This window comes from Streptomyces sp. NPDC001401 (assembly GCF_042895385.1).
In the GTDB taxonomy this organism is placed as follows: Bacteria; Actinomycetota; Actinomycetes; order Streptomycetales; family Streptomycetaceae; genus Streptomyces.
Map to the genome: position 1 here is coordinate 252,761 of NZ_JBIAWI010000016.1, position 11,249 is coordinate 264,009.

The 11,249-nt window shown below is 65.5% G+C and carries 14 protein-coding genes, 2 tRNA genes and 1 pseudogene; 15 read left to right on the top strand and 2 right to left on the bottom strand.

What is annotated here, in order from left to right; translation table 11 throughout:
- Window positions 1–30: 30 nt before the first annotated feature.
- Complete coding sequence (locus ACFY10_RS40285) at window positions 31–546, bottom strand: winged helix-turn-helix transcriptional regulator (protein ID WP_390670257.1); 516 nt, start codon at window positions 544–546, stop codon at window positions 31–33.
- Between the two features lie 609 nt (window positions 547–1,155).
- Here ACFY10_RS40285 and ACFY10_RS40290 point away from each other — a divergent pair.
- From ACFY10_RS40290 to ACFY10_RS40360, 15 genes are all read left to right on the top strand, one after another.
- Complete coding sequence (locus tag ACFY10_RS40290; protein ID WP_390670258.1) at window positions 1,156–1,977, top strand: hypothetical protein; 822 nt, start codon at window positions 1,156–1,158, stop codon at window positions 1,975–1,977.
- Window positions 1,978–2,926: 949 nt separating this feature from the next.
- On the top strand, window positions 2,927–3,334 hold the full coding sequence (locus ACFY10_RS40295) for a hypothetical protein (protein WP_390670259.1): 408 nt from the start codon (window positions 2,927–2,929) through the stop codon (window positions 3,332–3,334).
- 175 nt (window positions 3,335–3,509) lie between these two features.
- Complete coding sequence (locus ACFY10_RS40300; protein WP_390670260.1) at window positions 3,510–3,896, top strand: hypothetical protein; 387 nt, start codon at window positions 3,510–3,512, stop codon at window positions 3,894–3,896.
- 115 nt (window positions 3,897–4,011) lie between these two features.
- Window positions 4,012–4,380: a hypothetical protein gene (locus ACFY10_RS40305; protein WP_390670261.1), complete on the top strand. Its 369-nt coding sequence runs from the start codon at window positions 4,012–4,014 to the stop codon at window positions 4,378–4,380.
- Between the two features lie 110 nt (window positions 4,381–4,490).
- Window positions 4,491–4,736: a hypothetical protein gene (locus tag ACFY10_RS40310; protein ID WP_390670262.1), complete on the top strand. Its 246-nt coding sequence runs from the start codon at window positions 4,491–4,493 to the stop codon at window positions 4,734–4,736.
- 411 nt (window positions 4,737–5,147) lie between these two features.
- Entirely contained in the window at window positions 5,148–5,726 is a 579-nt protein-coding gene (locus ACFY10_RS40315) for a hypothetical protein (protein ID WP_390670263.1), read from the top strand.
- A gap of 2 nt (window positions 5,727–5,728) precedes the next feature.
- Window positions 5,729–6,127: a hypothetical protein gene (locus tag ACFY10_RS40320; RefSeq protein ID WP_390670265.1), complete on the top strand. Its 399-nt coding sequence runs from the start codon at window positions 5,729–5,731 to the stop codon at window positions 6,125–6,127.
- 169 nt (window positions 6,128–6,296) lie between these two features.
- The gene (locus ACFY10_RS40325; RefSeq protein ID WP_390670266.1) at window positions 6,297–6,551 is read left to right on the top strand and encodes a hypothetical protein; all 255 of its coding nucleotides are present in this window, start codon (window positions 6,297–6,299) and stop codon (window positions 6,549–6,551) included.
- 5 nt (window positions 6,552–6,556) lie between these two features.
- On the top strand, window positions 6,557–7,060 hold the full coding sequence (locus ACFY10_RS40330; RefSeq protein WP_390670267.1) for a hypothetical protein: 504 nt from the start codon (window positions 6,557–6,559) through the stop codon (window positions 7,058–7,060).
- Window positions 7,061–7,348: 288 nt separating this feature from the next.
- Window positions 7,349–7,828, top strand: coding sequence for a hypothetical protein (locus tag ACFY10_RS40335; RefSeq protein WP_390670268.1), 480 nt, complete (start codon window positions 7,349–7,351; stop codon window positions 7,826–7,828).
- Between the two features lie 458 nt (window positions 7,829–8,286).
- On the top strand, window positions 8,287–8,892 hold the full coding sequence (locus ACFY10_RS40340) for a hypothetical protein (protein WP_390670269.1): 606 nt from the start codon (window positions 8,287–8,289) through the stop codon (window positions 8,890–8,892).
- A gap of 27 nt (window positions 8,893–8,919) precedes the next feature.
- Window positions 8,920–8,993, top strand: a tRNA-Leu gene (locus ACFY10_RS40345).
- A gap of 282 nt (window positions 8,994–9,275) precedes the next feature.
- A tRNA-Ile gene (locus ACFY10_RS40350) sits at window positions 9,276–9,350 on the top strand.
- A 117-nt stretch (window positions 9,351–9,467) separates the two neighbouring features.
- Window positions 9,468–10,661 carry a DUF932 domain-containing protein gene (locus ACFY10_RS40355; RefSeq protein WP_390670270.1) on the top strand — a complete coding sequence of 398 codons (1,194 nt, stop codon included), beginning with the start codon at window positions 9,468–9,470 and terminating at the stop codon, window positions 10,659–10,661.
- Between the two features lie 283 nt (window positions 10,662–10,944).
- Window positions 10,945–11,157: a hypothetical protein gene (locus ACFY10_RS40360; protein ID WP_390670271.1), complete on the top strand. Its 213-nt coding sequence runs from the start codon at window positions 10,945–10,947 to the stop codon at window positions 11,155–11,157.
- A 6-nt stretch (window positions 11,158–11,163) separates the two neighbouring features.
- Here ACFY10_RS40360 and ACFY10_RS40365 read toward each other — a convergent pair.
- Window positions 11,164–11,249 (bottom strand): annotated as a pseudogene (locus ACFY10_RS40365) (IS5/IS1182 family transposase); the annotation flags it as partial.

Genomic DNA, 11,249 nt, shown 5'->3' on the forward strand with positions numbered 1-11,249 from the left:
GCTCAAGGCCGAACAACCCGGGTCCTGTGCTCAGCCGTTATCAGCTTCCTCAGCATGTCGCCGCTGCCGAACACGTTCCAGGAGATCCGCGTTCGACTCCGCCCACTCGACTAATGGCACCATCATCGCGAGTAACTCCTTCGCCGCAGGGGTCAACGCGTACGCCGAGTGGTAGGGGAAATCGGCCTCCCGGTCGTGCGTGACGAGTTCACCCTGCTCCAGGCGCCGAAGGGTCCGATTCAGGGTGCCATCTCGAAGGTAGTGGTGCTTTCTACCTGGCCAACAAGTGCCGCTTTGCCTCGACCGGATGGCATCGAGCAGAACCGTGTACTGCAGCGGTCCGTCCACGAGCGCCACCAGGACATCCCACACCCATTCACCGCTCAGTAGATGCCGGAGGTCGTGAGCGCGCTGCAAATAGCAATCGCTGCCCGGTTGGATGGAGCTCGAGGGGCTTTTCCCTCGGCGCCAGAGACCCCCGCTGAAGCGGCTCTCCTTGTTGGCCTCGCCACCACCTCGTGATCCTCGGTTCGTGCGGTCGGGCATGGGCTCTCGTCCCCCTGCAGCTGACGCGGCGATTCCGTCACGCTACGACACGCAGGGGCTGCGGTAAACCACTTCTCGTGTAGGCCCACCCATGAATCCCTCACCCCCAGTCGCCGCACGTAAGATCACGGTTACTCACTGCTGTCGCCACTCTGGCTTCCGATTTCACTTCCAATCTGACTTCCGATCCCACTTCCTGTTAGAGCGGTAGCCATCTGGCCGGCCTTGTTGCAGGTAGAGAGGCCTTAGCTCCTGCGCGTGCCGCACGCAACTCGGTACCTGGTGGGGACCTGAACAGACAGGCCGAGATAGCGAGTGGTCCCAGCTCGGGGGTGTGGTGTTCTTTGGGATACGAACTATTTCTCTATTTCTAAGCGCGCTGACTTCTTTCGTGTTGTTTATGTGGCGCCATTTCGGCACTTTATTGATTCCCCTTCCCGTGAGGCTGTGACATGGCAGGCATTGGATAAGTGGCGCGTGATCGCCGGGCTTTTGTAAAGAATTCGAAAAAGCCAACACGCCTTCTTGTGATAAGCCAAAATCGCGAGATAATTGAATTACCGAGACGCAGTACACTATGGTACGCGTCGCGAACGATCGGAGACGATCGTGACCAATCAAGCCTCTGGCGCAGGTAACCCGGGGATTCGACGGACCGGGGACGTCGCAGCGGAAGACATGAAGCGCGTGACGGCGGACGATTTCACGGAGCTGCAAAGGATCGCGCGCGGATACTGCCGCACCGTCGATTCCACGCGTTCGCGCAAGCGCATGGACGGAAGCGCAAGTGTCATCCGTAACGGGAGTGCGCTGTACGGCACAGACGACGTAAGCGACGACGTCACGCAGGACGCCGTTTTGATCTTCGCAAAGCGGCTGCGTGAGATCATCGCCACGTGCGAGGTTTCGGCCGTTTGGGTCGACACTCGCGAACCGTCCGCATGGCAGTACATCCGGCGGGATGGCGAAACGATCGTCGTCACCCGTAAGACGCTCCAATACTGGGCCGTTAGGGACTCTGCCGCGCGGAACGGGTACAGGCTCGACGTCAAGCCCGAAGAAATCGACGCCATCCCGGGTAAGCAGATCACACGCGGGATCCCGCACGCGGACAAGCTGTCCACGCTCGCAGTAACCCCGTACCTGTCGGGGAACAGCGAAACGATCTTCCGTTCCGCGTGGGGCGACGGGAGCGAATTCCCGACATTGCGGGGAATGCTCCGTCACGCGAGCAACGCGGATGATCTTGGTCGTGTCGGTGTCATTGGCAAAACGGCGCAAGAGCTGTACGGCGGTCCGCTCAATTCGTCGTCCAAAGTGCAGCGCGCGAGGGATGTAGGGGTCAAGGAATGGCGAGAACTGTCCGCATCCCTTGATTCTGTGCGGGATGAACTGATCTACCGCAGCACGCGACAGCAGAAAGACAACTAGGCGCGGCCAGCGTCCCTGGAGCCTCCGACCGTATGAGTTCGGGGGCTCCAGCCGTGCATGCTCAAAGATCGGTATTCTGGGTGTTCAGCGGTCGGTATTTGAGTGAAAGCATGTTCCGGTGGTTGCCGGACGGTGGCACGCTCGCGTGTCGCTTCCCGTTGCTTTTCTGGACGGGTTTCCGGCGCTGCTGCGGGGCGCGTCTCCCTCGTGGACCGGGTAGCCTGCACGTGTGCCCGGATACAAATCCAGCGCACGAAGACGCACTTAAAAGATCTCCGATAAACCCCCTCAAGATCGGTATTCGGAGACTTCCATGACCCGTATTTAGATGAGAGCGCAATACGGCGCCGGGTGAATGATCGCGAACCCCCCGTCACCGATTCTACGGATACGGAAATACTCGCGGAAATTCTCGCCCGATCGGTAATCGGGCCTTTTTGGGCGACGTATTTATGTGAGAGCGCCTCGTGCCTCGCACGGCCGTCCCGCTGGGCTCTCCGCAGCGGGGGTGCCCGCACATGATCGAATGGAGAGGGATCATGGCCCGTTCGATGGGGGACGCGATCGACCCGAACAGTCCCTTAGTGCGCGGGCTGATCACGGCCGTACGCAACGGCGAGTCCTACGACGTCGATTGGGACCCGCGCGAGAGTTCCTGACGTGATCAACGGCCGAGGGGCTTTCGTCCAGCAGACCACCACCGTGAGGCAGCCCGGGTTGCGGCCCGCCGCCGTGGTGCTCAACGGGGCCTGTCACAGGGACCGTTCGCCAACACGGTCGCCATGTGTGGCCGCAAATGGCGCGGTCCGTCGGCAGAGATCTCTGATCGCCCGCTGGAGTCCCCGAGTTGACGTCACATCCGACTGAGCTCCACTTCAACGCGCGTCCCGTACGTGCGCTGATTGGGGTGCTCATGCCGGAGCACCCCATGACCCGTTGGAGAGGGATCATGGAAACCGCAAGCGCGATCGAGTTAGTCGATGACGTGATCTACAAGCCGGGATGGACGTTCACCGCCCGCGATCACACGAAGCGGTTCGAGGGCACCATCGTCGTCCACGTGGACTACCCGGCCCGCAACAGCAACCGGGACCAGGCCCAGGCCGGCTACCCGGAGGAGATCACCACGTACGCGGAATTCCCGCTGGTGGTCAAGGACTGCACCGACGAGGACCTGTACGCCGCCCTCCTTCAGGTGATCATGTCCGTCGAGGAACACGAGGCCCGGGAGTTCCTGCGCGTGCGGCCGACTCACTGGGCGCCGTTCCACCCGCATCGGGCCGACGGAATGCGCCGCTGGGCGGCCCGCAACGACAAGAGCGACCTGCTCACCGATCTTCAGTTCGGCATCGCGTGATGTCCGACCGGACATGGTGCCTGATCGGCTGGTGCGCCATGACCCTGTGTGCGCTCAGCCAGGTCGTGTTCTCGTCGCACCGGTGAGCCCGCCTGCCACGTGGCATGGGTGCGGCATCTCTGAAATGGGGTGCCGCCGCCCGTCCGTTTCAGGCACATGATCGAGGAGAGAGATCATGCAGCTCATCCACGACGCAACCGCGTCCGCCGTCGAGCCGGGCGCCACGATTCACATGGTGTCCGGCCCGAACGAGGGCCAGGCATGGCGGTTCGAGAAGATCACCGAGCACGCGACCGATGGACACCGGGTGCACGTCACACGGTCACACCCGAAGTTCGGCCGGATCCACCGCGAGTTCCACCCCGAGCTGTTCGGCTGCTCGGTGGCGATCGATGTCCAGTGGTACGCCGACCGGCAGCGTCTTCTGCGGGCCGTGGGGCACACCGCCGTGACGTGGTTGAGCGCGTTTGCCGCCGCCGTCGTCGCCTGGCTGGTCCATGAGTACGGGAACGCCGAATGGGGCGGAGTCCTCGCCATGTTCGGCGTGCACGCGGCGAGCTGACTGCTGGCCCAAGGAGGGCGCGCGTCCATGCCGGGAGGCGCGCCCTTCTGGTCTTGCAGCCCGCAGGACTCCCGCCATGCCGGGCGGGACCGTGATCAGCTGGAGAGGACTGGTCATGGACACTCTGACCACGCCTGCCGTGGCCTCCCTGTACGACGCGCTCTTCCTGAACGGCGGGTTCACAATCACGACCCGCCCGGACGGCAGCGCCCACGTCCCCACCGACGGCTACGCCGTCAGCATCACGCCGACGCAGCACACCATTTCCGCCGCAGCGCCGTTCGACGCGTTCGCGGAACTGGTCCGAAGCGTCACGGGCCGGTACAGGGACGCCACCGGATTAGGCGGCTGGCTGGCCGACGGCGTGATCTACATCGACCCGGTTGAGATCATCCCAGACCGGCAGACCGCGACCTTAGCCGGAAAGCAGCGAGAGCAACTGGCGATCTTCGACCTGGCCGCAGGAACGGAGATCACGTTGTAACTGCCGGGCCACGGAAGGCGCATCCCATGCCGGGGTGCGCCTTCCCGCTCGTGCGGCCGAGACTCCCGCCACGCCGGGCGGGACCGTGATCAGCGTGGAGAGGACTGATCATGAACAAGGAGATCACATCGCTGGACATCCCACTGCTCCTCGGCGAGGTCGTCCGCATCGTCGGGCAAGACCGGTGGGGACGCGTCCGCATGGCCTACTTCGGCGACCACCCGGACGCGGGCACATTCGAGATCACGTTCACCGACGGCACTCCCGAGAAGCTGCCGTTCGGGGCAGTGGCAAGCCAGTTCTCCGACTACCCGGACAACTTGGCCCGGGGGCCCGTACCCCCGAGGGGTGCGTGAGCCGTGAGCTACCCCGCCAGACTGCTCAAAGCGCAGCGAGAGGGCGCTGCGATCGTCTGCTCGCTCGCCCCTTACGAGGGGCGGCCGGTGGAGTATCGCCCCCGCCGCCAGCACGACGCACAGCCATGGGTGCTCGGGCGGTTCCGCTACCGCGGGCAGGAGTGCCACGCGGTCAGCGGCGAATGATCACACCCGCCGCTCACGGGCACCCGGCGCCCTTCGGGCCAGCGTTTCGGCGGTCGTTGTCGCCGGACAGGCCGACGGAGGCCGCCGGCTCTGGCTACCCAACCCATGGATGAGGGCCCCCAAGCGTCGCCTGCGGGGATGCCGCCCCGTGGCACCCGAGTCTCGGACACGGTGCCTGGCGCCTCGGTGGCCCTCACAGTCCCGGTCTTTGGAGAGGACAGGACCATGCCCAAGTTTGCCACGCAATCGTGGTCGGTGCGGAGGGCGCTGGCCGCACGCGAGCCGTTCAACACCCATGGCGCGTTCCGGGCCACCAACGAGCGCAGCTACTGCGTAGGGCTGCTCCCGGAGCCGTGGGCCGACCGGTACCGGGCGGACGCCGATGCCGGACGCATGGTCTATCAGGTTTACAGCTACAGCACCCCCATCGCGTGGGTGCTGGACGACGGCATGGTCGTCATGCCGCAGGTGCGCTACTCGCCTACCACGAGCAGCCATCAGGGCCTGCTGTACGCCCTGGACAAGACCCCCAGCAGCTTCCCGCAGGACACTCCGCGTGAGCCCGCGTTCGCGCCCGCTCAGGCGCCCGGAAGCTGGGACTGGCCACGCGCCGACGGCTACCCGGTGGGCGGAGAGGGCCGGAATGGTCGCGGCTGGATCTCGCGCCTCGACCGGCCGAAGCGGCCTGTTCGCGTGGACTTCGCGCCGGTGCGGATGGAGTACAGCGAGAGCTACAGCGTCCGTCAGGGCTGGGCCACGTCGTACGACGTCGGTCCCGCGTCCGGCGTCGCGCAGGCGGCTTGATCATGAGCTACACGATCGAGATCACCCGCCACGTCGTGAGCTACCGCACCCGCGCCGGGGTCACCCCGGCCGGGGGCCGGTACGGCGGCGTGTGGATGGACGGTGATTCCCGCACGATCGAGCGGCCGTTCACGACCTGCGAGACGTACGACGAGTCCGACGCGGAATGGTGGGAGGGCGACGTGATCGCCTGGGCCGTCGACAAAATCGACCGGACCGGGGTGACCGAGCCGTCCGCCTACCCCATCGGCGAGGCCGTCCCCGAACACGCCTGGCTCAGCGGCCGGTACGAGCATCCCTACGAGGGCGACAGCAGCGTCACCGAGACCTCTGCAAGGCTCACCGGCGACTGGTCCCCGCAGCAGCGGGCGGAAGTGTTCCGCGCGGTGAGCCGCGTCTGACCCGCCTTCCGCTGGCCCCCGACGCAGCGCGCTCAACGCGCTGACCGACACAGACTCCCGCACTCCCGCAACTCCCCCCACCCGGAGGGGGGCGGGGCCATGCCAGGGGCGTCGCCGTGCCGGGCGGCGCCCCTGGCCCATCTCGTGATCTGAAGGAGAGGACGAGATCGTGAACACAGGGGAGATAACCAAGGTCAGGGTCGAGATGACGGTGACCGAAGAGGTGACGTACGACTTCCCGGTCACGGTGGAAGTCCCAACTGTCCTGGCCGACGACCCGGAAGCCCTGACGGAGTATCTCGTCGAGAACGAAGATCTGTGGCTCGACGACCTGCCGATCACTGGTGGCAGCGAGGTCTGTCTCGCGGTGAACGAGCCTGTTGTGGAAGAGGGCAATCTCCTTCCGTTTGCCGAGGCTGGGTGATCACGGTGACCGTGTTCCCCACGTTGACGCCGGAGCGCTTTGACGCGCCGCTGTACGACCTGCCGCAGGAGGAACGGTCCGAGGAACCCCGGGACTTCACTGTCACCGTGGCCGGACCCGAGCGGTACGACGGGGAGAAGCCCTACACCTACGTGGTGCGTGACCACACCACCGAAGGTGCCTGGATCCAGGCACTGACCTGGCACATGCGGGAGAACGAAACTCTGGATGTCCACGTGGGCGCGTCCGAGTCGCATGCAGGGCTCCCACCCGCCGACGCCGGTTACCACTGGAACGACCTGCGACCGGAAGCGCAGCTCGCCGCGCTGAACAAGACCATTGAGCAGGCCCGGGACCTGATCACACGGTACGAAGCGGCCGTTGCCCGATTCCGCGCCGAGGACGGTGAGGACATCGCCCCGGAGCAGTACGGCTCGTACGACGAAACCCGCGCCGACCACGGCGAGGAAGCCACAGGCCTGGTCAGCAGCCTTGCCAAGGCGGCATGAGCCATCCCCTGATGGCCGGGGCAGCGGCCCCGATCTTCCATCTTGCTCCGGTGCCGGCCGTCATGAGCAGCAACTCGCCGACGTTCACCGCACTCCGGCGCCCTGCTGAGGGCGCAAGCCTGGGCATGAGGGCCTCGGCCTGTTGCCGGGCCGAGCGCGCAACGGTCGGCGACCTCGCGTGAGTACAGCGCCATCAGCTCCGACGAGCAGACAGCCACCAGCGAGCCATGCAGCCGCCAGTCGCGCACACCCTCACCACTTCTGCCAGCCACCGGGAGGTTCTCCGCCGTGAGCATCGCTGACCGCGCCGCATCCGCCTATGAGTATCTGCGGAGACACTCCACTCATCCGCTGATCTCTGATCACCGCGCCGCCGACATCGCCAGGGCCGCCATCCGCCTGGCCGCGCTGCTGGGCATCGATCCGGCTCACGTACGGCCGAACCACAGTTGGAACTACCTGTCGCTGCCTCTGATACCGCTCACTCTGCACGCGAGCGATCCGGACGATCCGCAGCGGGTCTATTCCTTCTCTTACCCCGATCCGCTCTACGACGACGAGCCGTTCTCCCTTCTCGGTCCCTGCCCAGTTTGCGGGGCCATGGTGCCGCTCGCCGAGATCCGCAGTTTGGCGGACCTTTGGGCCTTCCTGGCCAATGGGCCCGCGCCCCTGCCGGACAACGGAGTTGTCCCCGCGAGTTACCCCGACGAATTTGACCGGCACCCTGCCCACTCTTCCACCTGCCGGTTCCGGGCGGGAGAGAGCTGAGCCTGGATCAGGTCAAAAATCACCTCCCGAGAACGGTACTTGGCGGCTCTCCGGAACCGTATCCGAGTGAGGGGCCACGCAAGGAGGGCAGAGGGAATGCGCGCCTGCGAAATGTCCCAGGAAAGGTCATCAGCGCCCCGAAAAATCACCTCTCCGAAGCGTGAATCGAGCCGACGCAGTCACCGATTCCATGCCGGGAATGGAGCATGTCGCGTTTCCGCCCACTCAGTCGGCAGGTGATGCACGCCCAGTGCCCCGAACGCGCAAACGCCCGGTAGCTGCCGCTCCCGTATTCCAGCCCTCGGCCAATCGGCTCGGGCTCACCGGACTACGGCTGTTCATCACGGCAGGCCATGCCATCGCCGGTCCCTCCAAGGCGCCAGGGGATATGGCCGTTCACGTTCCACCGGCGCCGACGAGGCGCCCGATCTCACATACCCCCCGGAGGGAGGCACGTCATGATTTCCGTCAACGCGTCGGAGGAGACGCGCGAGCACTACGTACGCAACATCATCGCCACGTGGCGGGCCGCCACCCCGGAGCAACTACAGTGCGGGCGCACGTGGTACCACACCGCCCACGACCTGGCATCGCTGATCACCAACGGCGACTCACGTACCGGCGCCGGTGTGATCGCCGCGCTGTCCGCGAACAAGTCCTGGTCGGAGAACTGTCGTTTAGCCCGCCAGGCATACGCAACCGGCGTGCCCTCCGGCCATTTCCAGGACGCGCTGACCAAGGTCGCCAGGATCATGGCGGGCGCGGACCCCTCGGAGGTGCTGCCCATGGAGCGCAAGACGGGGATGTTCTTCCGCTGCATCGCCGACCCGTCCGACCCCGATGCGGTGGTGATCGACCGCCACGCCCACGATGTCGCGGTGGGCGAGACGTACGGGCAACGCGACCGGGGCCTGGGAAGCGCCCGTCGGTACGCGTTGCTGGCGCACTGCTACCGCGAGGCCGCCCTGCGGCTCGGCGAACTGCCCAGCACGGTGCAGTCCGTCACCTGGGTCGTCCACACCGAACGCATCGCGGGTACCGGCACGCGCGGCCCTCGTAGTTGAGCACGCCGGCCACGGAAGATCACACCCGGGCCCGTAGCTCAGTGGCAGAGCAAGCGTCTTAAAAACGCACAATGTCGCCGGTTCGAATCCGGTCGGGTCCACCTCCTCAACAAGCATCAGAAGCGACCCTATTGGCAGTTGTGGACGGGCGGCAGCACGGAGTCGGCTCCGGACGAGGATCGGCAGGAATGCGTTGTGCCGTCGTTCCGCGTCCTGACGCACAGTCTCTCTGCTGCACATCGCCAATCAGTCAAGAGAATTTGGCGAAGATCGGTAAGCGGGGGCTTTTCTGAGCCGTATTTGAGTGCCCCTCCGAAAGACCAGTCATGGCCACAGTCGCCTCCGGAGTTGAGAGTCGGTTCTCACTCCGGCAGGTGCTACCTGGTTGCGTAGCTCAGTTGGTAGAGCGCCGGTCTTATAAGCCGTTGAGGTCGCGGGTTCGAGTCCCGCCGCAACCACGCTCGACCAAATCCACCTCAAGGGAGGGCCATTCCCTGTCCGCAGCCCCCTGACGGCGGCCGCTCAGGTGGCCCTCGGCAACCACATCCTCAAGCAGATCACCAAGGAGTAGAACCATGACGACTGACGTCAACGCCGCGTTCGCGCAGGAGAAGACGGATCAGATCGAGGCCGTGCGCTCGGAGGCGCGCGCGTTCCAAGAGCGCATCGACCGGGGCGAGATCGCACCGATCGGAGGCGACCGCTACCGCGTCCTCACCGGCTGGGACGAGGGTGAGACGTTCACGGTGCGACGTAACACCGAGGGGCGGATGGAGCAGATCCTTGCCCAGCACGGGCTGGACACCACCACCGGCGGGGCCGCCCTCTACACCACCACCCCGCCCTGGCACGGCCTGGGCGCCGTGATCCCCGGCGGGATCACGGACATCGACGAGGTGCTGAAGCTGGCCCGGATCGACTGGGAGGTCAGCAAGCGGCCCGTACTGTACGAGTGGGACGACGGCATCCGCGACACCGCCGACCACTACGTCACCGTCCGCACGGACGCAGGAGAGGCCCTCGGCACCGTGGGCGGCCGGTATGAGATCTTCCAGAACCGGCGCGTCTTCGAGTTCCTTCATGACCTGGTGCAGCGCTACGACGCGGTCTGGGAGTCGGCCGGCGCCCTGCGCGGGGGCCGGAAAGTCTTCGTGACCATGCGGATCCCGCACTCGATCGTGATCGACCGCGGTGGCTTGGACGACGAGATCGTCCTGTACCTCGCCGCGATCAACTCCCACGTTGGGACCTCGCAGGCCGAGTCCGTTGTCACACCCTGGCGGATCGAGTGCGGCAACACCGAGCGCTTCGCGACCCGGGACGCCGCGCACCGCTGGGGCATCCGGCACACGAAGGGCGGCCTGTCGAGCCTGGAAGAGGCCCGCCGTACGCTCGGCCTGACGCTCGACTACGCCAAGGCGTTCGAGGCGGAGGAGAACCATCTCGTCCGCACCGACCTGCTGGTCGACGATTTCCACAAGCTGATTGACAACCTGTGGACAGTCGACGAGGACGCCACCGACCGGCAGAAGACCTCCGCCCAGAACCGACACAACGAACTGGACGGGATGTTCCGCGACCAGGCCCGGAAGCTGGGACGCACCGCGTATGCGGCCGAGAGGACCATCACCGACTACCTCGACCACCGGATGCGGGTCGTACCCCGCAACCTCAGCGAGGACCTGGCGCGCGCCCAGCGATCGCTGGAGGGGACGAATGACGACCTGAAGTCAAAGGCCCACCGCACGCTGCTGCTCGGGACGCGGTGACCCATTGCGGCGCCCGTCCGATGGCACGTTCCCTGACGGGCGGCTTCACCAAGACCGGCAACTCAACGGCAGAGCAGGCCCGTTAAACGGCTGATGGACGTCGGTCCGAATCCCTGCCCACGGGCCTGGCCTGCCTTGCGATCCTGCGCCGAGGGGACTGACTGTCCGTCCCTCCGGGCAACCGCGCATGACCGCATGACCGCATGACCGCATGACCGCATGACCGCATGACCGCATGGCTACGACCGGCCGTGGCCTGCGATCACGGTAGACGCGATTCGTCATGAGCCTGTTCTTCGACGCCCTGCTGGACATCGACGACCTCACGGCCCGACACGGAAGCGGGTCGCATTCGCCCATCCCGCGTCTGACCACATCGCCGCTCCGATTCCCCCCATCCTCCTGCCTCAACCACCGACGAAAGCAAGGGAGTTCACACATGCAGACCTACACCTTCGTCTTCGATCAGCCTGACAACGAGGATATGGATCAGTGAGCTTCTTCAGCGTTGCCGCTCCAGGGTGAGGACGGCTTTGGCGATTGACGTCATGCGGTTTGGACTGCATCGGGATCTGCGGAAGATCCCCC